20 protein-coding genes and 1 pseudogene are annotated in these 25,209 nt (G+C 72.8%); 8 read left to right on the top strand and 13 right to left on the bottom strand.

The window, feature by feature from the left end:
- Positions 1-34: 34 nt before the first annotated feature.
- The gene (gene arc / locus ABT023_RS08545; RefSeq protein ID WP_350883135.1) at positions 35-1,816 is read right to left on the bottom strand and encodes a proteasome ATPase; all 1,782 of its coding nucleotides are present in this window, start codon (positions 1,814-1,816) and stop codon (positions 35-37) included.
- 178 nt (positions 1,817-1,994) lie between these two features.
- On the opposite strand from arc, the gene ABT023_RS08540 reads away from it, so the two are divergent.
- Positions 1,995-2,291: a ferredoxin gene (locus tag ABT023_RS08540; RefSeq protein ID WP_350883133.1), complete on the top strand. Its 297-nt coding sequence runs from the start codon at positions 1,995-1,997 to the stop codon at positions 2,289-2,291.
- 36 nt (positions 2,292-2,327) lie between these two features.
- Here the strand turns inward: ABT023_RS08540 and ABT023_RS08535 are convergent, their stop codons facing one another.
- The 3 genes from ABT023_RS08535 to ABT023_RS08525 form a co-directional block, all read right to left on the bottom strand.
- Entirely contained in the window at positions 2,328-2,900 is a 573-nt protein-coding gene (locus tag ABT023_RS08535) for a hypothetical protein (RefSeq protein WP_350883131.1), read from the bottom strand.
- A 159-nt stretch (positions 2,901-3,059) separates the two neighbouring features.
- Positions 3,060-4,130 carry a tRNA (adenine-N1)-methyltransferase gene (locus tag ABT023_RS08530; RefSeq protein WP_502890617.1) on the bottom strand — a complete coding sequence of 357 codons (1,071 nt, stop codon included), beginning with the start codon at positions 4,128-4,130 and terminating at the stop codon, positions 3,060-3,062.
- A complete protein-coding gene (locus ABT023_RS08525; protein ID WP_502890623.1) occupies positions 4,127-5,218 on the bottom strand; it encodes a site-2 protease family protein in 1,092 nt (363 codons plus the stop codon). Before ABT023_RS08525 ends, ABT023_RS08530 begins: the two co-directional genes overlap by 4 nt.
- Positions 5,219-5,371: 153 nt before the next feature.
- Between ABT023_RS08525 and ABT023_RS08520 the strand changes: the two genes are divergently transcribed.
- The 5 genes from ABT023_RS08520 to ABT023_RS08500 all read left to right on the top strand — a co-directional run bounded on the left by ABT023_RS08520 (position 5,372) and on the right by ABT023_RS08500 (position 11,979).
- Positions 5,372-6,307, top strand: a complete 936-nt coding sequence (locus tag ABT023_RS08520) for a RecB family exonuclease (protein ID WP_350883127.1) — start codon at positions 5,372-5,374, stop codon at positions 6,305-6,307.
- 76 nt (positions 6,308-6,383) lie between these two features.
- Positions 6,384-7,580, top strand: a complete 1,197-nt coding sequence (locus tag ABT023_RS08515; protein WP_350883125.1) for a sensor histidine kinase — start codon at positions 6,384-6,386, stop codon at positions 7,578-7,580.
- A 61-nt stretch (positions 7,581-7,641) separates the two neighbouring features.
- Complete coding sequence (locus tag ABT023_RS08510; RefSeq protein WP_350883123.1) at positions 7,642-8,328, top strand: response regulator; 687 nt, start codon at positions 7,642-7,644, stop codon at positions 8,326-8,328.
- 319 nt (positions 8,329-8,647) lie between these two features.
- Entirely contained in the window at positions 8,648-9,421 is a 774-nt protein-coding gene (locus tag ABT023_RS08505) for an ABC transporter ATP-binding protein (RefSeq protein ID WP_350883121.1), read from the top strand.
- On the top strand, positions 9,421-11,979 hold the full coding sequence (locus ABT023_RS08500; protein ID WP_350883119.1) for an ABC transporter permease: 2,559 nt from the start codon (positions 9,421-9,423) through the stop codon (positions 11,977-11,979). Before ABT023_RS08505 ends, ABT023_RS08500 begins: the two co-directional genes overlap by 1 nt.
- 120 nt (positions 11,980-12,099) lie before the next feature.
- Here ABT023_RS08500 and ABT023_RS08495 read toward each other — a convergent pair whose 3' ends face one another.
- The 6 genes and pseudogenes from ABT023_RS08495 to metH form a co-directional block, all read right to left on the bottom strand.
- Complete coding sequence (locus ABT023_RS08495) at positions 12,100-12,747, bottom strand: HAD family hydrolase (RefSeq protein WP_350883338.1); 648 nt, start codon at positions 12,745-12,747, stop codon at positions 12,100-12,102.
- Between the two features lie 129 nt (positions 12,748-12,876).
- Positions 12,877-13,632, bottom strand: a pseudogene (locus ABT023_RS08490) (neutral zinc metallopeptidase); the annotation flags it as partial.
- Positions 13,633-13,821: 189 nt separating this feature from the next.
- A complete protein-coding gene (locus ABT023_RS08485; RefSeq protein ID WP_350883117.1) occupies positions 13,822-14,928 on the bottom strand; it encodes a calcium:cation antiporter in 1,107 nt (368 codons plus the stop codon).
- Between the two features lie 100 nt (positions 14,929-15,028).
- Positions 15,029-15,883, bottom strand: coding sequence for a class I SAM-dependent methyltransferase (locus ABT023_RS08480; protein ID WP_350883115.1), 855 nt, complete (start codon positions 15,881-15,883; stop codon positions 15,029-15,031).
- A gap of 507 nt (positions 15,884-16,390) precedes the next feature.
- Positions 16,391-16,528 (bottom strand): hypothetical protein, encoded by a 138-nt coding sequence (locus ABT023_RS08475; RefSeq protein WP_350883113.1) that lies wholly within the window; start codon positions 16,526-16,528, stop codon positions 16,391-16,393.
- Between the two features lie 295 nt (positions 16,529-16,823).
- Positions 16,824-20,339 carry a methionine synthase gene (gene metH / locus ABT023_RS08470; RefSeq protein ID WP_350883111.1) on the bottom strand — a complete coding sequence of 1,172 codons (3,516 nt, stop codon included), beginning with the start codon at positions 20,337-20,339 and terminating at the stop codon, positions 16,824-16,826.
- A gap of 302 nt (positions 20,340-20,641) precedes the next feature.
- Here metH and ABT023_RS08465 point away from each other — a divergent pair, with 302 nt between their 5' ends.
- A complete protein-coding gene (locus ABT023_RS08465) occupies positions 20,642-21,511 on the top strand; it encodes a PAC2 family protein (RefSeq protein ID WP_350883109.1) in 870 nt (289 codons plus the stop codon).
- A gap of 126 nt (positions 21,512-21,637) precedes the next feature.
- Positions 21,638-22,429: a GntR family transcriptional regulator gene (locus ABT023_RS08460; protein WP_350883107.1), complete on the top strand. Its 792-nt coding sequence runs from the start codon at positions 21,638-21,640 to the stop codon at positions 22,427-22,429.
- A gap of 20 nt (positions 22,430-22,449) precedes the next feature.
- Here the strand turns inward: ABT023_RS08460 and mshC are convergent, their stop codons facing one another.
- The 3 genes from mshC to ABT023_RS08445 form a co-directional block, all read right to left on the bottom strand.
- Positions 22,450-23,688: a cysteine--1-D-myo-inosityl 2-amino-2-deoxy-alpha-D-glucopyranoside ligase gene (mshC, locus tag ABT023_RS08455; protein WP_350883105.1), complete on the bottom strand. Its 1,239-nt coding sequence runs from the start codon at positions 23,686-23,688 to the stop codon at positions 22,450-22,452.
- A 96-nt stretch (positions 23,689-23,784) separates the two neighbouring features.
- A complete protein-coding gene (locus tag ABT023_RS08450; RefSeq protein WP_350883103.1) occupies positions 23,785-24,603 on the bottom strand; it encodes an SCO1664 family protein in 819 nt (272 codons plus the stop codon).
- Positions 24,600-25,181 (bottom strand): DUF3090 domain-containing protein, encoded by a 582-nt coding sequence (locus ABT023_RS08445; RefSeq protein ID WP_350883101.1) that lies wholly within the window; start codon positions 25,179-25,181, stop codon positions 24,600-24,602. The genes ABT023_RS08450 and ABT023_RS08445 overlap by 4 nt, the downstream gene beginning before the upstream one ends.
- Positions 25,182-25,209: the final 28 nt, after the last annotated feature.

The following is a 25,209-nucleotide window of genomic DNA, read 5'->3' as shown; positions in this document are numbered from 1 at the left end:
GTGGTGTCGCGGGCCCCGCAGCGTGCTGGTCGGCCTACAGGTACTGACCGGTGTTGCTGGCGGTCTCGATCGCCCGGCCGGCCTCCGTGCCCTTGCCGCCGGAGACGAGCGTGCGGATGTAGACGATCCGCTCGCCCTTCTTGCCGGAGATCCGGGCCCAGTCGTCCGGGTTGGTGGTGTTGGGCAGGTCCTCGTTCTCCCGGAACTCGTCGACGCAGGCGTCGAGGAGGTGCTGCAGGCGCAGGCCCTTGCGACCGGAGCTGAGGAACTCCTTGATGGCCATCTTCTTGCCCCGGTCGACGATGTTCTGGATCATCGCGCCGGAGTTGAAGTCCTTGAAGTAGAGGACTTCCTTGTCACCGTTGGCGTAGGTCACCTCGAGGAAGCGGTTGTCCTCGGTCTCGGAGTACATCCGTAGCACGACCGCGTCGATCATCGCCGCGACGGTGGCCTGGGAATCGCCGCCGTGCTCGGCCAGGTCGTCGCCGTGCAGCGGCAGCCCGGCGAGGATGTACTTCGAGAAGATGTCCTTGGCCGCCTCGGCGTCCGGCCGCTCGATCTTGATCTTCACGTCGAGCCGGCCGGGGCGAAGGATGGCCGGGTCGATCATGTCCTCCCGGTTGGAGGCGCCGATGACGATGACGTTCTCCAGGCCCTCCACGCCGTCGATCTCGCTGAGCAGCTGGGGGACGATGGTGTTCTCCACGTCCGAGGAGACGCCGGAGCCACGGGTCCGGAAGATCGAGTCCATCTCGTCGAAGAACACGATCACCGGGGTGCCCTCGCCGGCCTTCTCCCGGGCACGCTGGAAGATCAGCCGGATGTGCCGCTCGGTCTCGCCGACGTACTTGTTGAGCAGCTCCGGGCCCTTGATGTTGAGGAAGAAGCTGGTGTGCCTCTCCTTACCCAGTCGCTCGGCGATCTTCTTGGCCAGGGAGTTCGCCACCGCCTTGGCGATGAGCGTCTTGCCGCAGCCTGGCGGCCCGTAGAGCAGGATGCCCTTGGGCGGGCGGAGCTGGTGCTCGCGGAACAGGTCGGCGTGCAGGAACGGCAGCTCCACCGCGTCGCGGATCTGCTCGATCTGTGACTGGAGGCCGCCGATGTCGGTGTAGTCGACGTCGGGCACCTCCTCCAGGACCAGCTCCTCGACCTCGCTCTTCGGGATCCGCTCGTACGCGTACGCCGAGCGGGGCTCGATCATGAGCGAGTCACCGGCCCGGATCGGCGAACCGATCAGGGTGTCGGCGAGGTGCACGATCCGCTCCTCGTCGGAGTGGGACACCACCAGCGCCCGGTCGCCCGGTGCGCCGTCGGGACCCACGAGGATCTCCTTGAGCATCACCACCTCGCCGACCCGCTCGAAGCCGAACGCGTCGACGATGTTGAGCGCGTCGTTGAGCAGGACCTCCTGGCCACGCCGCAATTCCGCGACGTCCAGCGAGGGTGAGACGGCGACCCGGAGCTTGCGCCCCCCGGTGAACACGTCCACCGTGCCGTCCTCGTGCGCCGCCAGGAAGACACCGTAGCCACTCGGCGGTTGCGCGAGGCGGTCGATCTCCTCCTTGAGCGTCACGATCTGCGCCCGGGCCTCCTTGAGAGTGCCGACGAGCCGTTCGTTGTTCTCGGTCAGCCGCGCCAACTGTGCCTGGGTGGCCGCCAGCCGCTCTTCGAGCTGCCGGACGTGTCGGGGGCTTTCGGTCAACTTGCGCCGCACCAGGGCGAGTTCCTCTTGAAGGAACGCGACCTGCGTGGAGAGATCGTGGGCCTCCTTCTCCCACCGTGCGGCGCGCGAGTCCGCGTCGTCGCTGCGTGCCACGTCCCACCTCCCCGGGGGGCTTGAACGTTCTGCCCTAACACTAGCCGCTATGAGGCCGATTCGGTCCCACGCAACGCCCTCGTCACCGAACCTTGATCGCCAGGGTGGCCGCAGGGGCAGGTCCGGGCGTTCGGGTACCGTCGTGACGTGGGACGGGAGAACATGGGGGGGTGCACCGATGGCCGAGGTCGCGACCGACACGTTGCAGGTCTGGGTAGATCAGGACCTCTGCACGGGTGACGGCCTGTGCGTGCAGTACGCGCCGGAGGTCTTCGAGTTCGACGTCGACGGCCTGGCGTACGTCAAGGGCCCCGACGGCGAGCTCCGACTGGCCCCGGCGAGCCGGGTGGACGTGCCCGCACACCTGCGCCTGGAAGTGATCGACTCGGCGAAGGAGTGCCCGGGCGAGTGCATCCATGTGGTGCGCGGCAGCGACGGCGTCGAGGTCGCCGGCCCGGAGGCCGAGGACGACTGACCGCGCCGGGCCGCCCCGGCCGGGGCGGCCCGCGTCTCAGAGCACCGGGCGGCCGACCACCGAGGCGACCAGCCGGGAGAACTCCTCCAACCGGGCGATCTGCCCCGCCCCGCCGTCGTCGAGAGTCTTGCCGAACCGCAGCGCGTCGTGCCTGGGTGCCCCGCCTGCCTCGTCGCCCGGCGGCGCCTCGTCCAGCGAGGTGAGCAGCAGGTAGACGTCGATGCTGTCGACCCGTATCCCGCCGTCGTCGGCCCGGGTGAGCCGCCGCCGGCAGCCCACCTCGGTGACGGTGGACACCGGCACCACCCGCAGCGACGAGGTCATCGCCCCGGGCGGCCCCTCGCCCGGCGGCACGTCCTCGCCGTGCCACAGCACGAGGCGGCTGCCGTCGCAGACCACCACCTCCTGCCACACCCCGTTGACCTCGTTGACGAAGCGTTCCAGGGTGAAGCCGAGCACCGAGGCGCCGCGCAGCACCCCGCCGAGGGCCTCCAGGGCGACGTCCGGGTCCCGCAGATAGGCCCGGGCCGCCGATTCCAGGTCGGTGTAGGGCGACCAGTCGGGGAAGACCGCCGGCACGTCCTGACCGCCGAAGCCGGGCTGACTCACGACGCCTCCCCCCGTTCACCGCCGTCGCCGTACCCGCCCGTGCCGGGCCGGCCCGTCCGCTCGCCCATGCCGCCTCCCGCCGGCCGGGCCGGGCCGGCGGGTCGCGTCCCGCCCGGCCCGGTCGCCCGACCGCTCACGCCCGACCGTTTCGCTGGCTGGTCACGGCGTGTCCCGCTCCTCCGTCGCCTCGGGAGGCGCCACGGCGGCCGAGGCCGCGGCGGCCTGCCGGGCCGCTTCGGCCTCCCGCAGCACCTGCCGCCGCTCGGCGTACGCCTCGGCGCCCTTGCTGGGTTTGCGCCGCCGAGGCGGGGCGGTCACCCCCGGGGCGAGCTTGCGGGCGGAGACCAGGAACGCGGTGTGCGCGATCATCCGGTGGTCGGGGCGCACGGCCAGGCCCTCGGCGTGCCAGTCACGCACCAGCGACTCCCAGGCCCGAGGCTCGGTCCAGCCGCCGCGCTCGCGCAGCGCCTCCACCAGCTCGGACAACTGCGGGGTGGTGGCCACGTACCCGATGAACACGCCGCCGGGCAGCAGCGCCCGCTCGACCATGTCGAGGGTCTCCCACGGCGTCAGCATGTCCAGGATGATCCGGTCGAAGCCGGTCTCGGCGCACCCGGCCACGTCGCCGACGTGCAGGCGCCACGCCGGGTGCGGGCCGTCGAAGAACGCCTCGACGTTGCGCCGGGCGATCTGGGCGAAGTCGTCGCGTACCTCATAGGAGTGCAGCTCGCCGGTGGTGCCGACGGCCCGCAGCAGCGAGCAGCTCAGCGCCCCGGAGCCGGCGCCGGCCTCCAGCACCTTCGCGCCGGGGAAGATGTCGCCCATGGCGACGATCTGCGCCGAGTCCTTCGGGTAGATCACCTGGGCGCCGCGCGGCATGGACAGCACGTAGTCCGACAGCAGCGGGCGCAGGGCGAGGAACGCGGTCCCGCCGCCGGAGGTGGTCACGACGCTGCCGTCGGGCAGCCCGATCAGGGTGTCGTGGTCCAGGATGCCCCGGTGGGTGTGGAACGCCTTGCCGGGCTCCAGGGTGACCGTGTGCATCCGCCCCTTCGGGTCGGTCAGCTGCACCCGGTCGCCGGGGCGGAACGGCCCCCTGCGATGGTTCCGGCTCGGTGCCTCTGACGCCGCGTCGCGACCTGGAGTCATCGGCACGGACGGCGGCGCCGGGGGGTCGGCGGGCACCGGTGTGCCGGGGTCGGCCGGCAGGGCGGAGGGATGTGCGGTCACGTGTTCATCTTCCGTTTGGGTTCCAGGAGCTGCGCCAGATCCGCGATGTGCAGAACGCCGACGACATCTTCGCCTGCCGTCACGACGTACTGCGCGCCCGGGTGGGTCTGCACGGCCTCCATCACCGCTTCGCCGTCCAGGCCGACCGGCAGGGCGGGCAGGGTGGCCAGGGAGCGGGACACCGCGTCGACGGCGATCCACGGCTGCCGCTCCGGCGGCACCGCGGCGGTGGCGACCGGGTCGAGCAGGGCCACCGGCCGGCCGGTGCCGTCGGTGACGACGAGGGCCGCGTCGGGCCGGGGGCCCTCGGCCCGACGGCGCTGCGCCTCGGCCAGCGGGGTGCCGGTGGGCACCGGGAAGATCGGGTGGGCCAGCCGGCGCAGGTCGATCAGGGGGAACCGGCGGCTGATCCGGGCCAACCGCACGGACTGCCCCGCGCCACGCCACAGGGTGAACGCGACCAGCAGCATCAGCGGCAGCGCCAGCGGCACCAGCAGCCGGTTCACCGCGAGGACGACGACCAGCGCGGCGGTGCCGACGGCGACGGCCCGGCCGACCCAGCCGGCGACCTCGGTGCCGGTGTGCCGGTCCCGGGTCAGCGCCCACACGGCGGCGCGCAGCGCCCGCCCGCCGTCCAGGGGCAGCCCGGGCAGCAGGTTGAACACGGCGACGATGACGTTGCTCACCGCGAGCTGGAAGGCGAGCTGGTCGGCCAGGGTGCCGTCGGGCAGGGCCAGGGTGGCGGCCACGGCGGCGGCGCCGAGCGCCGCGGAGACCGCCGGACCGGCCAGCGACACCAGCAGGTCCACCCGGGGGGTGGGGGCGTCGCGGTCCATCTCGGTGTACCCGCCGAGCAGCTCCAGGGTGATCCCCCGCACACCGATCCCGTACCGGCGGGCGGTCAGGGCGTGGCCCAGCTCGTGCAGCAGCACCGAGCCGAGCAGTGACACGACGAACCCGAAGCCGATCAGGTAGCCGCCGAGCTGGGACAGGTCGAGCCGGCTGCGGGCGAACTCGGCGTACATGACGGTGACCAGCAGGGTCAGCAGCAGCATCGACCCGTTGAGGTGCAGCGGCACCCCGAACACCCGGCCGACGGTGAATCCGGCGGACCGCTGTGGCCGCCGCCGCGGCCGGGTCGTCTGCTGCTCCATCGCCCCGATGCTACGTACCCACCGCCGACGCCCACCGTTCGGAGCGGCGGAACGGGCTTGTCGGACCGGTGGCCTAACCTTCCGGGCATGACGGCGGAACCGGTGATCGACCAGCAGCAGGCGCGGGCCACGGCGGGGATGCCGACCACGGCGGAGGTGCCGGCCACGGTCCGGGCGTCGCTGTCGCCGTCACGGGCGGCCGACTTCAAGACCTGCCCGCTGCTCTACCGGTTCCGCAGCATCGACCGGCTGCCCGAACGGCCCAGCGTGGAGCAGGCCCGGGGCACGCTGGTGCACGCGGTGCTGGAGCGGCTGTTCGACCTGCCGGCGGCCGCGCGCACCCCGGAGGCGGCCGGCGACCTGGTGGGCCCGCAGTGGGACCGGCTGGTCACCGAGCAGCCGGAGCTGGCCGGCCTGTTCGACGCCGGCGATCCGGCCGGCACGGCCGAGTTCCTGCGCGCGGCGTCGGGGCTGCTGGAGGGCTACTTCGCGGTGGAGGACCCGCGCCGGCTGGAGCCGGCCGAGCGGGAGGCGCTGATCTCCGCGGTGGTCGACGACCAGCTGCTGATCCGGGGCTACCTCGACCGGCTGGACGTGGCCCCGGACGGGGCGCTGCGGGTGGTCGACTACAAGACCGGCGGTGCCCCCCGGGAGGCGTTCGAGGCCCGGGCGCTGTTCCAGCTCAAGTTCTACGCGCTGGTGCTGTGGCGCACCCGCGGCGTGGTGCCCCGGGTGCTGCGGCTGCTCTACCTCAAGGACGCCGAGGTCTGCGACTACGCCCCCGACGCCGACGAGCTGCTGCGCTTCGAGCGGACCGTGGTGGCGCTGTGGCAGGCGATCGAGGCGGCCACCGCCCGGCAGGACTTCCGGCCCCGCCCGAGCCGGCTCTGCGACTGGTGCAACCACCAGGCGCTGTGCCCGAGCTTCGGCGGCACCCCGCCGCCGTTCCCGGCCGCCGCCGGCAGCGCGGACCCGCTGGTCGACGCCCGGTCCCGGCCCGCCCCGCCCGGGGCGGACGAGTGAGCCTCCTCCCTGAGGAGGAGACGGGGTTCGTCGCCGGCGACGATCGATCGCGCGGGGCGGCGGCTAGCGTTCCGGTATGACCGGAGGGCCGAGGGCGTTGCTGCGCCGCCACCCGCTCGCCGCCGACGCGCTGTCCGCCGTCGCCGTGGTGCTGGTGGACGTCGTGTTCGTCCTGCTCTCCCCGCAGGAGTTCCAGCTCGGCCCGTTGCCCGTCGCGGTCGCCTGGAGTGTGCTGTGCGCCGCTCCGGTGGCGCTGCGCCGGGTCGCCCCGTGGCCGGCGGTCGTCTTCGCCGTGGCCACCCTCGCCCTGCCGGCGCTGCTCGGGCCCGCCCCCACCGCGCAGAGCCTCACCTTCGTGGTGCTCACCTACACGATGGCGGCGCACCGGCCGGTGCGGACCGCCGCGGCGGCCACGGTCGTGCTGTGGCTGCCGGTGGCGGCGGTCAACGTCCTCACCCCCGCCGACGACGCGATGCTCGGGGTCGGCCCGGCGTACCTGGTGCTCAACAACCTGCTCACCGCCGTGGTGGCGTACGCGGTGGGGCGGGCGGTGCATGCCCGGCGCACCTCGACGGAGGCCCTGCGGGAGCGGGCCCTCTCCGCCGAGCAGAACCAGCGGTCCCTGGCCGAGCAGGCCGTCGCCGACGAGCGGCGTCGCATCGCCCGGGAGTTGCACGACGTGGTGGCGCACCACGTGAGCGTGATGGGCGTGTTGGCCACCGGCGCCCGGCGGGTGCTGCACCGGGACCCGGACGCCGCCGACGAGGCGATCGCCACGATCGAGGACACCAGCCGGGCGACCCTGCGGGAGATGCGCCGGCTGCTCGACGTGCTGCGCACCGACGCCGAACCGGCCGCCGACCTGGCCCCGCAGCCCGGCCTGGCCGGCATCGAGGCCCTGGTGGAGCAGGTGCGCGAGGCCGGCCTGCCGGTGACGCTGCGCACCGAGGGCACTCCCGGGCCCCTGGAGGAGGGGGTGGCGCTGACCGTCTACCGGATCGTGCAGGAGGCGCTGACCAACGCACTCAAGCATGCCGGGGACGCCACCGCAGTGGTCCGGCTGACCTTCGGCGCGGCGTTCCTGGCCGTCGAGGTGACCGACACCGGCCGAGGTCCGGGGCCGGCCCCGGACCGGATCGGACACGGCATGGTGGGCATGCGGGAGCGGGTCGGCCTCTACGGCGGGACGCTGCGCACCGGGGCCCGCCCGGGCGGCGGCTACCGGGTGTACGCGAGGATTCCCGTGGAACGGTTCGGGGCGGTGCCGGCGTGACCGCGGCCCGTGCCACGATCAGCGGGCCCGCGACGGGCCCGGCGCGACGGGAGGACAGGCGATGAGCGACGGCGTGACGGCGGCGCGTCCGGTGCGGATCCTGCTCGCCGACGACCAGCCGCTGCTGCGCACCGGCTTCCGGATGGTGCTGGGCATCGAGGACGACCTGGACATCGTTGCCGAGGCCGGCGACGGCCTGGAAGCGGTGGAGCTGTCCCGCCGGCTGCTGCCCGACGTGGTGCTGATGGACATCCGGATGCCCCGGATGGACGGGGTCGCCGCGACCCGGGCCATCGTCGACGCCCGGTTGCCGGTGCGGGTGCTGATCCTGACCACGTTCGACCTCGACGAGTACGTGGTGGGGGCGCTGCGCGCCGGGGCCAGCGGGTTCCTCGCCAAGGACGTGCCGGCGGAGGACCTGGTGACGGCTATCCGCACGGTCGCCGCCGGGGAGGCGGTGGTGGCGCCGCGGATCCTCAAGCGGCTGCTGGACCGCTTCGCGGACGTGCTGCCCGATCCGGCCGCCGCCCCGCCGAAGGCGCTCAACGCCCTCACCGAGCGCGAGCGGGAGGTCCTCGTGCAGGTGGCCCGGGGGCTGTCCAACGCGGAGATCGCCCGGGCGTTGTCGGTCAGCGAGACCACCATCAAGACGCACGTCGGGCACGTGCTGACCAAGCTGGGGCTGCGCGACCGGGTGCAGGCCGTGGTGCTGGCGTACGAGTCGGGTCTGGTGCGCCCCCGGGCGTAGCCGTTGGCCGCGCCGGGCACGCCGGCACGCGTACCGAGGTGTTGTGATCGTCACCTACCGCGACCGACGGTGAGCTGGTGGGGTTTGACCCTGAGTGTTGCCAGGTTCTGGCGTCCGGGTCCGGGGAACGCCGCCCAACGTGGTCGGAAACGGTCAGGGTGAACCCTGAGTCGCCCTCCGGGCCGACCCGCAGCGGGAAATCCGCCATCGCTCCCTCCGGAGTCGGACGGATCGGCGGCACCGGTCGCCGAGGATGGGGACATGCCGCACCGACCAGCGGGGGCGGTGCGGAAGCAGCCAGACGGAAGAGGTAGATGACGTGACCGCCACGGTAGGCCGCCAGGCGCGGGCCGCAGCCCGGGCAAGCGACGTGTGGAAGGTGTACGGCAGCGGCGAGGCGCGGGTCGCCGCGCTGCGGGGGGTGAGCGCCGAGTTCGAGCGAGGCCGGTTCACCGCGATCATGGGCCCGTCCGGGTCGGGGAAGTCGACGCTGATGCACTGCCTGGCCGGCCTGGACTCGGTCACCCGGGGCACGGTGTCGATCGGCGAGACCACGGTGACCGGCCTCGGCGACGCCGGGCTGACGAAGCTGCGCCGGGACAAGGTGGGCTTCATCTTCCAGCAGTTCAACCTGCTGCCCACGCTGACGGCGAAGGAGAACATCCTGCTGCCGATGTCGATCGCCGGCCGCCGGCCGGACCCGGCCTGGTACGACACCGTGATCGACACGGTCGGGCTGCGCGACCGGCTCGACCACCGCCCGGCGCAGCTCTCCGGTGGTCAGCAGCAGCGGGTGGCGTGCGCCCGGGCGCTGGTGGCCCGCCCCGAGGTGATCTTCGCCGACGAGCCGACCGGCAACCTCGACTCCCGCTCCGGCGCGGAGGTGCTGAACTTCCTGCGCAACTCGGTGCGCGAGCACGGCCAGACCATCGTCATGGTGACCCACGACCCGACCGCCGCCGCGTACGCCGACCGGGTGGTGTTCCTCGCCGACGGGGAGATCGTCTCGGAGCTGATCGAGCCGACCGCCGACACGGTGCTGGACACCATGAAGAAGCTGGACGTCCCCACCGCCACCGAGGTGGGAAACTGATGTTCCGGGCCACCCTCAAGAGCCTGCTGGCGCGCAAGGTGCGGCTGATCCTCTCCGGCCTGGCCGTGGTGCTCGGCGTCATGTTCGTCTCCGGCGCGTTCGTGCTCACCGACACCCTCGGCCGGTCCTTCGACGCGGTCTTCGCCGACGCGTACGCCGGCATCGACGTCAACGTCGCCGCCAAGCCGAAGATCGCGGTGGGCGAGGCGGAGGGCGAACAGGTCTCCCCCGCGTTCCCGGCCGACGTGGTGGGCCGGGTCCGGGCGGTGCCCGGCGTGGCCGAGGCCACCGGCGTGGTCAGCGCCGACGGCGCGCGGCTGATCGGCAGCAACGGCAAGGTGGTCACCTCGTTCGGGCCGCCCCAGCTCGGGCAGAACTGGATCGGCGAGAGCGACCTGGTGAAGCTGCGGGAGGGGCGCGCGCCGCAGGCCGACGACGAGATCGTGGTCAACGCGGCCCTCGCGACGGCCGCCAAGGTCAAGGTGGGCGACCGGGTCGGCGCGCTGACCGCGTTCGAGTCCAAGCGCCGCGACTTCACCCTGGTCGGCGTGTTCGGCTACAGCGGCGGGCGGGACTCCGTCGGCGGGGCGAACGAGATCGCGTTCACCACCCCGGCCGCGCAGCGGCTGATGCTCGGCAAGCCCGACACGTTCAACAGCGTGACGGTGCAAGCCGCCGGCGGGGTGACCCCGGAGGCGCTGCGCGACGACCTGACCCGGGCGCTCGGCACCGGCTACGAGGTCAAGACCGGCGAGCAGCTCTCCGCCGACGCCGCGGCCAGCCTCAAGGAGGGGCTGTCCTTCTTCAACAAGGTGCTGCTCGGCTTCGCCGCGGTGGCGCTGCTGGTCGGCACGTTCCTGATCCTCAACACGTTCTCGATCATCGTGGCGCAGCGGACCCGGGAGCTTGCCCTGATGCGGGCCATCGGGGCCAGCGGGCGGCAGATCATCGGCTCGGTGGTGCTGGAGGCCCTCGCGGTCGGGCTGATCGCCTCGGTCCTCGGCCTCGGCGCGGGCATCGGGGTGGGAGCGCTGCTGGCCTGGGCGTTCAGCACGTTCGCCGGCGGGCTGACCCTGGCCGGGCTGGGCGTGCCGCCGGCCGCCGTGATCAGCGCCTTCGCGGTCGGCATGCTGATCACCGTGGTGGCGGCGCTGCTGCCGGCGCTGCGGGCCGCCCGCATTCCGCCGATCGCGGCGATGCAGGACGTGGCCACCCCGGACCGGCCGCTGACCAAGATCACGGTCTCCGGAGCGGTGGTCACCGCCGTCGGCGGCACGCTGCTGGCGGTGGGGCTGACCGGCAACGCCGGCGGCACCACGCTGCCGGTGATCCTGGCCGGGGTGCTGTTCACGTTCATCGGGGTGGCGCTGCTGACCCCGCTGCTCAGCCGGCCGGTGGTGTACCTGCTCGGCGGGCTGTTCGCCTGGTCGGTGCCGGGCCGGCTGGGCCGGCTCAACTCGGGGCGCAACCCGCGCCGAACGGCCATCACCGCCGCCGCCCTGATGGTCGGCATCGCCCTGGTCACCGGGGTGACGGTGATCCTCGACTCGGCCAAGTCCAGCATCGCCGGCGCGGCGGAGAGCACCGTCGACGCGCAGCTGGTGATCGCCGGGGCGCAGACCGGGCCCCGGCCGCCGACGTTCGACCCGGCGGTGGTCGACCGGGCGGCGGCGGTGCCGGGGGTGCACGCGGTGGTGGGCGTCTACAACGACAACGCGGTCGTCGACGGCGACCGGACGTACGTGGTGGCGCTGACCGACCTGGCCGCGATGGGGCAGATCTACCACACCACCGCGCAGGCGGGCACGATCGCCACGCTACGGCCGGACCAGGTGGCGCTGAGCGTCTCCGGCGCGAAGGAGTTGGGCAAGTCGGTGGGTGACCGGCTGACCGCCCAGTTCGTCCGGGGCGAGGGCCCGCACGCGTACACGGTGACGGCGGTCCTGCCCGACGACCGGGCCATCGGGTCGATCATGCTGCCGAAGGAGGCGGGGGCGGAGTTCACCAGCCCGCAGCCGTTCACGGCGCTGGTGCAGCTCACCCCGGGCACGGCCGTGTCCCAGGTGCAGCCGCAGTTGGAGGCGCTGGTCGCGGACAGCCCCGAGGTGTCGGTGGCCGACCGGGCCAGCTTCATCGAGCAGCAGACCAGCGGCTTCGACACGCTGCTCACGATGATCCAGATCCTGCTGGCGCTGGCCATCGTGATCGCCGTGCTGGGTATCATCAACACCCTGGCCCTGTCGGTGCTGGAACGGACCCGGGAGCTGGGCCTGCTGCGGGCGATCGGGCTGCGCCGGGCGCAGACCATGCGGATGATCACCGTGGAGGCGGTGGTGATCTCCGTCTTCGGCGCGCTGCTCGGCGTCGTCGTCGGCACCGGCCTCGGCGCGGCGGTGGTCCGGGCGCTCCAGGACGAGGGGATCACCGACCTGGTGCTGCCCTGGTCCCAGATCGGGATCTTCCTCGGCCTGGCCGCGCTGATCGGGGTGGTCGCGGCGGCGCTGCCGGCGATCCGCGCCGCCCGGATCAACATCCTGGGAGCGATCGCCCACGACTGAGCCGCGGGTGCCCCTGCCACCTCGAAAGGTGGTAGGGGCACCTCGCCGTCGGCGGGGCCGGCCCACCGGTCCTCGCCGCCCCCTTGACCCCCGGCCCCGGTCCTGACCCCGGCCGGCAGGTCAGGCCGGCGGTTCGCCGAGCAGGGCGGCCAGCAGCTCCAGGTCCGCCCCGGTCAGGCTTTCCAACTGGTGTACGCCGTCGGCCGGCGCGATCGGCACCTCCGCCGGCACGGCCAGCACCGCCGCGCCGGCGGCCAGGGCGCTGGCCACCCCGGTCGGGGAGTCCTCGATCGCCACACACCGGGCGATCGGCACGCCGAGCAGCCGGGCGGCGGTCAGGTACGGCTCCGGGTGCGGCTTGGTCGCATCCACCTCGTCGCCGCAGACCACCACGTCGAAGCTGTCCCGCCCCAGGGTGTCCAGCGCCACCTCCACCAAGGGCCGGGTGCTGGAGGTGACCAGGGCGGTCGGAACGCCCGCCGCGCGGACCGCGCCCAGCAGCGCCAGCGCGCCGGGCCGCCAGCGCAGCCCGGTGCGGAACAGCTCCAGGATCCGCACGTCGATCCACGCCCCGCTGACCAGCGGGTCGCGGTGCGGCTGACCGAGGTCCTCGTGCAGGATGCGCATCGAGTCGGCCATGTTGGTGCCGACCATCGATCTGCGGGCGGCGGCGGACAGGACGCCCCCGTACTCGGCCGCCAGCTCACGCAGCGCGACGTCCCACAGCTTCTCACTGTCGACCAGGGTGCCGTCCATGTCGAAGAGCACGGCGGCGGGATGGTGGCTGCTCAGCGGGTCCTCCAGTGGTCGCACGTTTCACGCGATCCTCTCAGCCGGCCCGGCCCTGCGACGCCGGACCCGCTCGGGGGTGACCTCGGCGACCCTTCCGGGGGGCAGTCAGCCCAGTTTGCAGGCCGACAGGCCGGACTCGTACCCGCGGAAGAAGGAGTCGGTGCGCTGCTCGGCGGTGCCGTGCGCGCCCTCGGCGAACCATGGCTGGTCGGGGTCGTCGCCGACGGCGAGCAGCCCCTCCCGGAACTCCTCCAGGTCGCCCTCCTCCAGCGTCAGCTGCTCAGCCCGGATCGAGCCGCCGACGTACGCCCCGGCCATGCAGTCGGCCTGCAACTCCTGCTGGATGGTGAATTCGTAGCGGATGCCCAGGCGTACCTGCACGCCGTGGGCGTACTCGTGGCCGAGCAGGTAGTACAGGAACGCGTCGCCGACCTGCCGGAACGCCGAGACCGACCAGTTGACGTCGTAGGCGATGAAGTCGCCCGCCGAGCAGTACACGGCGTTGTTGCGCGGCAGCGCCTGCCCGCCGCAGGACACCTCGCCCTCCCGCTGGTACGCCACCACCCGCCGGATCGGCTCGAACCGCCGGCCGGACTCCCGGAACTGTGCGGTCCAGTACACCTCGGCCTTGTCCACCGCGGCGGCGAGGTCCTCCTTGAACTCGGCGACGCTGGTGGTGCCGTCGGCGCGGGTGCGCTCCGCACCCGGTGCCGCGGACTGTCGGGGCCGCTCCGGGCCGGGCTGCTGCGGCGCACCCTCGTCCACCCCGCCGACCACGCAGCCGCCGGCCAGCACCAGCGCGACCAACAGACCTGCCAGCGGCCCTCGCGGCCGACGTCCCGCGCGTGCTGTCACAGCGCCTCCCCGGTTCGCCCTCGCCGGTGCAGTACCCCGGTCCCACTTCGATCATGCCGCCGGTGAGGGCCCCCGGTGACCCTCCGATCGGCTCGCGTCGTCGCCACCCCGCCCGGGCTCGCCGTCGTCGCGCGGGCGGGGCGACACGCGGTCCGGGGCGCGGCCGGCGGGATCGGGCAGCCGCGCCCGGCCGCGTCAGGGGCTGGCGGCGAGGAAGACGAACGCGGCCAGCAGGACCAGGTGCACGCCACCCTGGAGCAAGGTGGCCCGGCCCGGCACCACGGTCAGCACACCGGTGACGACGGTCAACGCCAGCAGAGCCAACTGGGTGCCGCCCAGCCCGAGCATCAGCGGCCCGTCGAGCCAGATCGAGGCGATGGCGATCGCCGGGATGGTCAGGCCGATGCTGGCCATGGCCGAGCCGAGGGCCAGATTGAGGCTGATCTGCACCCGATCGCGGCGGGCGGCGCGGGCCGCGGCCAGGGTCTCCGGCGCCAGCACCAGCAGTGCGATGACCACGCCGACGAACGCCTGCGGCAGGTTGGCGGCGGACACCCCGGCCTCGATGGCCGGCGACACCATCTTCGCCAGACCCACCACGGCGATCAGCGCCACCAGCAACAGGGCGAGGCTGACCAGGGCGGCCCGGGGCGGCGGCGGATCGGCGTGCCCGTCCCCGTCGGCGTCGACCACGGACCCGTCGGCGGACACCGGCAGGAAGTAGTCGCGGTGCCGGCCGGTCTGCACCAGCACGAACAGCCCGTACAGGGCCAGCGAGGCCACGGCGGCGAAGGTGAGCTGGGCCGGGGAGAACTCCGGGCCGGGCCGGCTCGTGGTGAAGGTCGGCACCACCAGGCTCAGGGTCGCCAGGGTGGCCACGGTGGCCAGCGCCCCACCGGTGCCCTCGGGGTTGAACACCGCCACCCGGCGGCGCAGCGCACCGAGCAGCAGGGACAGGCCGAGTATGCCGTTGCAGGTGATCATGACAGCGGCGAAGACGGTGTCCCGGGCCAGCGCCTGCGTCTTGTCGCCACCGCTGATCATCAGGGTGACGATGAGGGCCACCTCGATGACCGTGACCGCGACGGCGAGCACCAGCGAACCGAAGGGTTCACCCACCCGGTGGGCGACCACCTCCGCGTGGTGCACGGCCGCCAGCACCGCCCCGGCCAGGAACACCGCCACGATCACCACGACCACCGGGGGTAACTCCCTGCCCCAGGTCAGGGCCAGGACCACGACGGCGAGCAGCGGAACGACGACGGTCCAGTCGGTGACACGGGAACGCAGGAGGGCGGGCATGGCGCCAACCCTGCCAGAAATCGTGATCATCGCCCACCTGAACTACGGCACGCCCCCGCAGGTGGGAAGGGGTCCGACCGCGACGAAACCGGGGGCCACCTCAGTCACGCCCGACGATGCCGACATCGGGAATTCGCCAGAGCACCAGCTCCGTGTCCGGCACCCGCTCGGCGAACCACCCGTCCCGGGCCGCCGCCGAGAGCAGGCCCCGCAGGTCGTCGTCGAACTCCGCAAGCCGCGGCCCGAACAGATGCGGCACCGCGTCCGACCGCGAGTGCACCCACGCCACCACGTCGTCGACCGACCGCCGCACCACCGCCCCGGACGGCACCCGCAACCGCCGCGGGCCGACAAAACCCGCCGCGGCCAGCACCGCATCCTCGCCGCCCGGCGTCCCGTGCGGCAGGAACCCCCGGCCGGCCCGCCGCACCGGGCCCAGATAGCCGCGCACCAGCTCGGCCACTGCCGCGTACGGGGGCGCCGGACAGGGCAGCCCGGTCGTCGACAATGACTCCTTGGCGTCGCTGATGTGCACGAACGCCCCGCCCGGCAGCAGCATCCGGCGCACCGTCGCCGCGACCCGGTCCTGCTCCGTCCAGTGGAAGGACTGCCCGAACACCGCCACCCGGAAGACCCCCAGCCCGGCCGGCAGGTCCTCCGCCCGCGCCCGCACCCACCGGACGTCGTTCACGCCCGCGGCGGCGGTCCGCTGCCGCGCCCGCGCCAGCATCCCGGGGTCCGGGTCGATCCCCACCGTCTCCGCGAACCACCCGGCCAGCGGCAGCGTCACCGTCCCGGGGCCGCAACCCACGTCCAGCAACCGACCCGACCCGTCCAGGCCGAGGGCCTCCGCCAGCGCCGCCACGAAACCCTCCGCGTACGGCAGCCGCCCCCGCTCGTAGTGCACGGCGGCACCCTCGAACAGCGACTCGTCCCAGACCCAGCCCGCCGGCACGCCCCGCCTTCCCCTCGCCCCGACGCGGTCAGCACCGACACTCCGCGAGGCGAACCTGCCCGGCACCGCCGCCGCGTCATCAGCAAATCCTTCCACAGCCCGGTGACCGCCTGAGCCCCCCTGTTCCCAGGGTCGTTGCGTTGTCGCGGGTGCGGTCCCTGGTTGGTCCGGGGACCGGGAGGCATACCTGCCGTGGAGCGGCGCCACGCCGCAGATCCGGCCGGTTCGGCTGTACTCGCGGACGGCAGGGCCCCGAAACAGTCGTGAGGGTCTCCGGCTTGGCAGGCCCCTGGGGATGCGCGCCGCCGACACCATCGGCCCTGCCGGGTCGGCCTGCCCTGCGTTGGCCCCTATGGAGCTGCCCCGTTTGTGCGGTCGTTGAAGTGGGAGCGTGGACGGGGCAGCTCCATAGGAGCGAAGGGCAGGTCCCCGACTGGGTAGGGGGCATTCGTCAGGTCGACGCCCGACTGCCCGGTGTACGGGCAGGGTCATTGCGTTCACGGTGACTCAACCGGCATTGATTACTGAGTAGACCAACGCGAGCGCCCAGCCGACGATGACGCGTGAATACACCATGAGGGTGGCGAGTACCAGCAGTCCCGCAACCGTCACCGCCACCATCACCGAATGGGCAACTGAGATCATGCTTGGGTTTACCTTCGACGCGACGGCACCGGGTGGACCGCATGGGCCAACGCTGCCGGCGGTGCCTCAATAAGTCAACTCATCTGGAGTTGTCCCCAAGAGGGTGCGCTTGAGCTCCGATACACGTGGGCAGTGTCGGGCAGTGGCACCCCTGGTACGCCTCCCACCCTCGTCGAGATCGATGACGAGGGCCCGGATGACACGTTGGTCCGCACACGCTTCACGGTCCGCATCGACACACCACCCTTGGGCGAGTCTCCGGTCACGAGGCTGCACCTCGACAAGAGCGACGGCGTCACTTGGCGTTGAAGTAGTTCGCCTCCGGGTGGTGCACCACGATCGCGTCGGTCGCCTGCTCCGGCATCAGCTGGAACTCCTCCGAGAGCTGCACCCCGATCCGCTCCGCGCCCAGCAGGTCCACGATCTTCGCGCGGTCCTCCAGGTCCGGGCAGGCCGGGTAGCCGAACGCGTACCGGCAGCCCCGGTAGTCGTTGCCCAGCAGGCCCGCCAGGTCCGCCGGGTCGGCGTCGGCCACCGTACGACCGCCCGGCAGCGTCAGCTCGGCCCGGATCCGCCGGTGCCAGTACTCCGCCAGGGCCTCCGTGAGCTGCACCGACAGTCCGTGCACCTCCAGGTAGTCGCGGTACTCGTTGCCGGCGAACATCTTCGCCGTGTACTCGCTGACCGGCTGTCCCACGGTCACCAGTTGCAACGCCACCACGTCGAGCTGGTCGCCCTTGGGCCGGAAGAAGTCAGCCAGGCACAACCGCCGCTCCTGACGCTGCCTCGGGAACGAGAACCGGGCCCGCTCGGTGTGCCCGTTCTCGTCCAGCACCACCAGGTCGTTGCCCTCCGAGTACGCCGGGAAGTACCCGTACACCACCGCCGCCTCAAGGACCTTGTCGGCGGTCAGCCGGTCCAGCCAGTACCGCAGCCGGGGCCGGCCCTCGGTCTCCACCAGTTCCTCGTACGACGGGCCCTTGCCGCCCCGGGCGCCCCGCAGCCCCCACTGCCCCAGGAACGTCGCCCGCTCGTCCAGCAGCGCCGAGTACTCCGCCAGCGGCAGGCCCTTCACCACCCGGGTACCCAGGAACGGCGGGGTCGGCACCTCCGCGTCGCGCGCCACGTCGGAACGCACCGACGCGTCGTCGAGCTCCGGCAGCGCCTCGGTCACCATCGCCCGCTGCCGCTCCCGACGCGCCCGACGCGCCGCCAGGGTCGCCTCCCGCTCCGGGTCCACCACCGGCGCCCCGCCCCGTTTCGCCGTCATCACCCGGTCCATCAGGGACAATCCCTCGAACGCGTCCCGGGCGTAGTGCACCTGGCCCGGGAACAACGCCTGCAGGTCGTCCTCCACGTACGCCCGGGTCAGCGCCGCACCGCCGAGCAGCACCGGCCACCGCTCGGCGACCCCGCGCGTGGCCATCTCGGCCAGGTTCTCCTTCATGATCACCGTGCTCTTCACCAGCAGCCCGGACATCCCGATCGCGTCGGCCCGGTGTTGCTCCGCCGCGTCGAGGATCGCGGTGATCGGCTGCTTGATCCCGATGTTGACGACCTCGTAGCCGTTGTTGGACAGGATGATGTCGACCAGGTTCTTGCCGATGTCGTGCACGTCGCCCTTGACCGTGGCCAGCACGATCCGGCCCTTGCCGCCGTCGTCGGCCTTCTCCATGTGCGGCTCCAGGTACGCCACCGCGGTCTTCATCACCTCGGCCGACTGGAGCACGAACGGCAGCTGCATCTGGCCCGAGCCGAACAGCTCGCCGACCACCTTCATCCCGTCCAGCAACAGGTCGTTGATGATCGACAACGGGGACCGGCCCTCGGCCATCGCCGTGTCGAGGTCGGCCTCCAGACCGTTGCGCTCGCCGTCGATGATCCGCCGCTTGAGCCGCTCCTCCAGCGGCAGCGCCGCCAGTTCCTCCGCCCGGGTGGCCCGTGCCGAGGAGGCGTCCACCCCCTCGAAGATCTCGATGAAGCGATGAACCGGGTCGTGCCCCTCCCGGCGCCGGTCGTAGATCAGGTCCAGCGCGATCTCGCGCTGCTCGTCCGCGATCTTCGACATCGGCAGGATCTTGCTGGCATGCACGATCGCCGAGGTCAACCCGGCCTGCACGCACTCGTTCAGGAACACGGAGTTGAGCACCTGCCGGGCCGCCGGGTTCAGCCCGAACGACACGTTGGAGATGCCCAGGGTGAAGTTCACCCCCGGCCAGCGGCGGGCGATCTCCCGGATCGCCTCGATGGTCTCAATGCCGTCGCGCCGGGTCTCCTCCTGGCCGGTGGCGATCGGGAAGGTCAGCGCGTCGATCAGGATGTCGGCCCGGCGCAGCCCCCACCGCCCGGTCAGGTCCTCGATCAGCCGCCCCGCGACCCGCACCTTCCACTCGGCGGTGCGGGCCTGCCCCTCCTCGTCGATGAGCAGCGCCACCACCGCCGCGCCGTGCTCGGCGATGATCGGCATCACCCGGGCGTATCGGGAGCCCGGCCCGTCGCCGTCCTCGAAGTTGACCGAGTTGACCACGCACCGGCCGCCGAGCATCTCCAGCCCGGCCTCGATCACCTGCGGCTCCGTCGAGTCGAGCATGATCGGCAGCGTGGACGCGGTCGCGAACCGGCCGGCCAGCTCCCGCATGTCCACCGTGCCGTCGCGGCCCACGTAGTCCACGCACAGGTCGAGCAGGTGCGAACCGTCCCGGGCCTGGCTGCGGGCGATCTCCACGCACGCCTGCCAGTCGGCGGCGAGCATCGCCTCCCGGAACGCCTTCGACCCGTTGGCGTTGGTCCGCTCCCCCACCATCAGCACGCTGGCGTCCTGGGCGAACGGCACGTGGTGGTAGATCGAGGAGACGCCGGCGTCGGCCTGCGGTCGACGCGGACCCGGCCGCATGCCGTGCAGCCGCTCGGCGACCACCCGGATGTGCTCCGGGGTCGTTCCGCAGCAGCCGCCGATCAGCGAGACACCGTACTCGGCGACGAACCGCTCCAGCGCGTCGGCCAGCTCCACCGGGGTCAGCGGGTAGACCGCCCCGTCGGCGGTGAGCTGCGGCAGCCCGGCGTTCGGCATCACCGACAGCGGAACCCGGGCGTGCTGGGACAGGTAGCGCAGGTGCTCACTCATCTCCGCCGGCCCGGTCGCGCAGTTCAACCCGATCAGGTCGATGCCCAGCGGCTCCAGCGCGGTCAGCGCCGCGCCGATCTCACTGCCCAGCAGCATCGTGCCGGTGGTCTCCACCGTGACGTGGCAGATCAGCGGCACCGTCCGCCCGGCCGCGGCCATCGCCCGACGCGACCCGACCACCACCGCCTTAACCTGGAGCAGGTCCTGGCAGGTCTCCACGATCAGTGCGTCCGCGCCGCCCGCGATCAGCCCGGCCGCGTTCTCCTGGTACGCGTCGCGCAGCGTCGCGTACGCGGTGTGCCCGAGGGTGGGCAGCTTGGTGCCCGGGCCGATCGAGCCGAGCACGAACCGGGGCCGGTCCGGGGTGCTCCACGCGTCGGCGGCCTCCCGGGCGATCCGCGCGCCGGCCTCGGCCAGCTCCCAGATCCGGTGCGAGATGTCGTACTCGCCCAGGTTGCTCAGGTTGGCGCCGAAGGTGTTCGTCTCGACGCAGTCCGCCCCGGCAGCCAGGTAGGCCTCGTGCACCCCCCGGACCACGTCCGGGCGGGTCACGTTGAGGATCTCGTTGCAGCCCTCGTGGCCCTCGAAGTCGTCCAGGGTCAGGTCGGCCGCTTGGAGCATCGTCCCCATCGCGCCGTCGGCGACGAGGATCCGGTCTGACAGCACATCCAGCAACGAAGTCCGCACGGACTCAGGGTAATGCGAGGACTCGTATATGGGTTGCCGCCCGCTCGCGCTCCCACATTGTGTCGGCCGGATCACTTTGGGCGGCGGTACGGGAAGCACCCGCCTCGTACCGACCCGGCTCGGCTCGGGCGGGACGCGGGCCGGCCGCTCGGCGGCCGGAACGGCGCGGCCGACGGGCCGCATCCCGCGCCGACACGTAGGCTGACAGACGTGAAGGACAACAGGGACGCCACCGTGCACGGCGGGCGGGCGACAGGGCCGTCGCCCGTGGCCGCCCCCGACGAGCAGGGTGAGGTGACGGCGTGACCGAGTTCGACGGACTGCCGGTACTGCGGTCCCCCGTGGCCATCGCCGCCTTCGAGGGCTGGAACGACGCCGCCGACGCGTCGACCGCCGCGGTCGAGCACCTGGAGCAGGTCTGGGAGTCGCGGCAGATCACCGAACTGGACCCGGAGGACTTCTACGACTTCCAGGTCAGCCGGCCGACGGTCACGATGGCCGACGGCGAGACCCGTCGCGTCGAGTGGCCCACCACCCGGTTCATGGTGGCCAGCCCCGAGGGCACCGAACGGGACGTGGTGCTGATCCGGGGCATCGAGCCGAGCATGCGCTGGCGCACGTTCTGCGAGCAGGTGCTGGAGATCTGCCACAGCCTTGAGGTCGAACGGGTGGTGCTGCTCGGCGCGCTGCTGGCCGACGTGCCGTACACCCGGCCGCTGCCGATCAGCGGCAGCGCCTCGGACGCGGAGGCCGCCCGGCGCTACCAGCTCACCCCCACCCGCTACGACGGCCCGACCGGGATCGTCGGCGTGTTGCAGGACGCCTGCACCCGGGCCGAGGTGGACGCGGTCTCGTTCTGGGTGCACGTGCCGCACTACGCCAACAACCCGCCCTGCCCGAAGGCCACCCTGGCCCTGCTGCACCGGGTCGAGGAGGTGCTCGACCTGCCGGTGCCGATGGCCGACCTGGCCGAGGAGGCCGCCGAGTGGGAGCAGCGGGTGCGCGGCGCCGCCGAGCAGGACGCCGAGCTCGGCGAGTACGTCCGCGAGCTGGAGGAACGCGTCGGCGACGCGGGCATAACCCCGCTGACCGGTGACGAGATCGCCCAGGAGTTCGAGAAGTACCTGCGCCGGCGAGGCGGCTCGGCCGGCCCCACCGCCGGCTCCTGGTAGCCGCCCCACCCGCACGTCGAGGGCCTCGGATCGCCACGATCCGGGGCCCTCGCGCGTGTCCGGGGTGGCGAGGTCACGTCCCGTACGGCATCCTAGGAACCTAGCTGTCATTTCGAGGAGGCGGGCATGCAGATCAACCCCGGCGCGGCCGAGTTCCCGCACCGGCAGATCGCCGCGCAGCTCAAGGCCCAGGTGCGCCGCGGCGACTGGGCCCCGGGCGAGCGGCTGCCGTCCATCCCGGCCATCGCCGAGATGTTCGGCGTCGCCAAGCAGACCGTGCAGCGCGCCGTCGACCAGCTGCGGGTCGAGGGCATCCTGATCACCAAGCCCGGCTCCGGTACGTACGTCCGGGGCACCCGGCGCCGGCTCAACCGCCTCGCCCGGGGCCGCTACGGCGGCTTCCGCGGCTACCACACCGACCTGGCCGCCCGGTACCGCCAGCAGCTCGTCTCGGTCGGCCGGACGCCCGCCCCGCCCGAGGTGGCCGACGCGTTCGGCGTCGCCGACGGCACCGAACTGCTGTGCCGCCGGCACCTGGTCCGCACCGAGGACTCCCCCGTCGAGGTGGGCGCCTCCTGGTTCCTGCCGGCGGACACCGCCGGCACCTCCCTTGAGCGGGGCGAGGCGTTCGGCCGCCCCCTCTACCAGGAGGCGGAGGAGGCCACCGGCCGGCGGTACGTCACCGCCACCGACACCATCACCGCCCGCCAGCCCAGCCGGGAGGAGTCGGAGACGCTCCAGATCCGCCCCGACACCCCGGTGCTGCACCTGCTGCACGTCGCCTACGACGACCGGCGCAAGCCCATCGAGGTCGCCCAGGCCACCTGGCCGGGACCGATGACCACGCTCACCGAGGAGTACCGGATCCCCGCCCCCACGCCGGATCCCGACCCGGACCCCGGTCTCGTCCTGGGCTGATCCCTCGAGGGGCGGGTCAGTCAGAGGCGGAGGCCCAGGAGGGCGTCGAGGGTGTCGGCGAACAGGGGCGGGGCGGCCCGATCCGCGCCCTCACCGGCGAGGGTCCGCTCGGCCCAGGCGTCGGCGACCGCGATCGCGCCGGGGGTGTCGAGGTCGTCGGCGAGCCGGTCACGTACCGCGGCCAGCAGCTCGACCCCGGACGGGCCGGCGGTGGCGGCGGCGGCCCGGCGCCACCGGGCCAGGCGCTCGTGGGCGGCGGTGAGCACGTCGTCGGTCCAGGTACGGTCGGCGCGGTAGTGCTCGACCATCAGCCCGAGCCGGACCGCCACCGGGTCCACCCGGTCGGAACGCAGCCGGGAGACGAAGACCAGGTTCCCCTTGGACTTCGACATCTTCTCGCCGTTCAGGCCGATCATGCCGGCGTGCACGTAGTGGGTGGCGAACGGCGACCGCCCGGTCAGCCGCTCCGCGTGCGCGGCGGAACACTCGTGGTGCGGGAAGATCAGGTCGTTCCCGCCGCCCTGCACGTCGATGGTCTCGCCCAACAGGTTCAGGGCGATCACCGCGCACTCGATGTGCCAACCCGGCCGGCCCGGGCCGAGTTCGCCGCCGGGCCAGGACGGCTCGCCCTCGCGAGCCCCCCGCCACAACAGCGGGTCCAGCGGGTCCCGCTTGCCCGCCCGGCCCGGATCGCCACCGCGCTCGGGGAAGATCTCCAGCATCTCGGCGCGGGACAGGTTCGACTCGTAGCCGAACGCCGGGACGGCGGTGATGTCGAAGTAGACGTCGCCGGTGCCGTCGTCGAGCCGGTACGCGGCACCGTCCTTGAGCAGCACGAGGACCTTGTCGGCGATGTCCGGGATCGACTCCACCGCGCCGACGTAGTGCGCCGGCGGAATGATCCGCAGCGCCTCCATGTCCTCCCGGAACAGCGCGGTCTCCCGCATCGCCAGGACCTTCCAGTCCTCGCCGTCGCGCTCGGCCCGCTCCAGCAGCGGGTCGTCGATGTCGGTGACGTTCTGCACGTACCGCACCGTCAGGCCGGAGTCCCGCCACACGCGCTGTACCAGATCGAAGGTGATCATGGTGGCGGCGTGGCCGAGATGGGTGGCGTCGTACGGGGTGATGCCGCAGACGTACATGGTGGCGGTGCCGTCGGGCCGACTGGGCTCGACCCCACGCCGCGCCGAGTCGAACAACTTCAGCGGGCCACCTCTGCCGGGCAGCCGTGGCACCTCATGCCCCACCCAAGACTCCATGCCCGTCAGCCTAACGAGCCACCCGGCGCACCGAAGCCGCCCCACGGGTGATCAACACGACAACCTCTCGCGTCGGAACGGCTTGCCGGCCCACCGTCACATGGGTGGCCAGGGCATCGCCGGCCAGTCCTCCGGCGGCTGCGGAAAGCGGCCGGTGTCACGCAGCCGACCCACCCGCGCGGCGACCTCCTCGACCTCGCGGATCGTCAGGTGCTCGCCGAGTTCCTCGCCGAGCGCGCCGGAGAGCTGGCCGGAGAGGTCGGCGAGCATCTCCAGCGCGTCCGGCGGCAACTCCCGACCGGCCCAGCCCCACAGCACGGTGCGCAGCTTCTCCTCGACGTGGAAGCTCACCCCGTGGTCGACGCCGTAGATCCGGTCGTCCGGGCCGATCAGCACGTGACCGCCCTTGCGGTCGGCATTGTTGATCAGCGCGTCGAGCACGGCCAGCCGGGCCAGGCGCGGGTCGTCGGCGTGCGCCAGGGCGTACGGGGTGCCGTCGTCGTCCCGGGCCGCCGCGATCGGGAGCCAGCGCGGCGGCACCGTGTCGGCGGGCACGAACCCGACCAGCGGCTCGGCGTCGGACGGCTCGTCGATCCACAGCTGACAGGAACCCGGGCCGAACGGGCCGTCCCGCAGCACCGTCGGCGGCACCAGGTCCCAGCCGCTGGCCCGGGAGACCAGGTATGCCGAGACCTCCCGCCCGGCGAGGGTGCCGTCGGGGAAGTCCCACAGCGGTCGCTCGCCCCGCACCGGCTTGTAGACGCAGCGGGCGTTCAGCCCGTCGAGGGTGAGCGCGCCGAGCAGCGTGGCGTTCGACGCGTCGACCAGCCGACCTTCGATGGTCAGCTCACCGTCGCGCAGCAACCGCAGCGTCGCCGCGCCGTCCTGGCAAGGTTGGAGTTCGGACGACGTCACCGGCGATAACCGTTGTGCCGCGGGCACAGGTGCCCGGCGGGGTCCAGCGGCTGCCCGCAGAGCGGACAGGGCGGGCGACCGGCGTTGACCACCCGGCGGGCCCGCTCGATGAACTGACGGGTCGCCTCGGGGGTCAACCGGACCCGCAGCCGGTCGAGGGTCTCGTCCGGCTCCTCGTCGTCGGCGTCCTCGTCGTCGTCCTCGGCGCCGCCGGTTTCGACCTCGGCCTCACCCTCACCGGTGGCGATCGCCTCGATCACCACCGTGGCGGTGTCGACGTCGAAGGCCAGCCCGAGGGTGCCGACCCGGAACTCCTCGTCGACCGGCGTGTCCAGCGGGTCGTTGTCGCCCACGGAGACCGTCGGCTCGGGCAACTGCACACCGAAGCGCCGCTGCGCCTCGGTCAGCAGCTCCTCCAGCTTCTCGGCGAGCAGCGACATCTGGACCTTCTCCAGCGCGACGCTGACCAGCCGACCACCGCCCCGCGCCTGCAGGAAGAACGTGCGCTCCCCGGGCGCCCCGACCGTCCCGGCGACGAACCGCTCCGGCGGCTCGAAGGCGTGCACCTGGTGGCTCATACCCACGACCCTATCCGGCCCGCCACGG

This window comes from Micromonospora sp. NPDC002296 (assembly GCF_040296145.1).
GTDB lineage: Bacteria > Actinomycetota > Actinomycetes > Mycobacteriales > Micromonosporaceae > Micromonospora.
This window is presented reverse-complemented; position numbering and strand designations above follow the sequence as displayed.

Bases quoted from the DNA above. Each gene is read 5' to 3' on its own strand.
- ABT023_RS08475 (WP_350883113.1), bottom strand. From the start codon at position 16,528: ATGATCTCAGTTGCCCATTCGGTGATGGTGGCGGTGACGGTTGCGGGA.
- ABT023_RS08510 (WP_350883123.1), top strand. From the start codon at position 7,642: ATGAGCGACGGCGTGACGGCGGCGCGTCCGGTGCGGATCCTGCTCGCC.
- ABT023_RS08515 (WP_350883125.1), top strand. From the start codon at position 6,384: ATGACCGGAGGGCCGAGGGCGTTGCTGCGCCGCCACCCGCTCGCCGCC.
- ABT023_RS08520 (WP_350883127.1), top strand. From the start codon at position 5,372: ATGACGGCGGAACCGGTGATCGACCAGCAGCAGGCGCGGGCCACGGCG.
- ABT023_RS08445 (WP_350883101.1), bottom strand. From the start codon at position 25,181: ATGAGCCACCAGGTGCACGCCTTCGAGCCGCCGGAGCGGTTCGTCGCC.
- mshC (WP_350883105.1), bottom strand. From the start codon at position 23,688: ATGGAGTCTTGGGTGGGGCATGAGGTGCCACGGCTGCCCGGCAGAGGT.
- ABT023_RS08460 (WP_350883107.1), top strand. From the start codon at position 21,638: ATGCAGATCAACCCCGGCGCGGCCGAGTTCCCGCACCGGCAGATCGCC.
- ABT023_RS08500 (WP_350883119.1), top strand. From the start codon at position 9,421: ATGTTCCGGGCCACCCTCAAGAGCCTGCTGGCGCGCAAGGTGCGGCTG.
- ABT023_RS08485 (WP_350883117.1), bottom strand. From the start codon at position 14,928: ATGCCCGCCCTCCTGCGTTCCCGTGTCACCGACTGGACCGTCGTCGTT.
- ABT023_RS08540 (WP_350883133.1), top strand. From the start codon at position 1,995: ATGGCCGAGGTCGCGACCGACACGTTGCAGGTCTGGGTAGATCAGGAC.